Origin of the sequence: Pseudarthrobacter albicanus, from assembly GCF_018224015.1 — a bacterium.
In the GTDB taxonomy this organism is placed as follows: Bacteria; Actinomycetota; Actinomycetes; order Actinomycetales; family Micrococcaceae; genus Arthrobacter; species Arthrobacter albicanus.
On the sequence record NZ_JAGPOT010000228.1, the window covers coordinates 1 to 454 of the forward strand.

1 protein-coding gene is annotated in these 454 nt (G+C 73.3%); it reads right to left on the reverse strand.

From position 1 onward, the window contains the following. Nucleotides 1-11: 11 nt before the first annotated feature. Nucleotides 12-454: LGFP repeat-containing protein (locus tag J9611_RS21565; RefSeq protein WP_372447833.1), on the reverse strand; the 443-nt coding region annotated here is incomplete at its 5' end.

The window sequence follows — 454 nt, forward strand, 5'->3', positions numbered from 1 at the left end:
CCGCCAGAGGCCTACGGTTTGGCGGCCGCCAGGGGTGTGGGCTTGACGCTCGCACCCAGCGTCGGGGACCAGGTGATGACCCCGCCCTGGTAATCCTGTTTGCAGCCGCCGCCGGGCTGCCCGCAGGTGACTTCACCGGTGGGGTAGCGCAGGGGCCCGTCGACGAAGCCGGTGGCGGCCCAGGCTGTGCGGATGGGCCCGGTCGAAACGCGGGCTCCGGTGGCGGGGGACCAGATGATGGCGCCGCCCTTGTAGTCCTGGTAGCAGCCGCCCTGCGGCAGGCCGCAGGTCAGGTCGCCTGTGGGGTAGCCGAGGGGGCCTGTGAGGAATCCGGTGGCGGCCCAGGCGGTGCGGGTCGGCCCGGTGGAGGCGTGGGCTCCGGTGCCGGGGGACCAGATGATGGCCCCGCCCTTGTAGTCCTGGTAGCAGCCGCCTCCGGGCTGGCCGCAGGTGA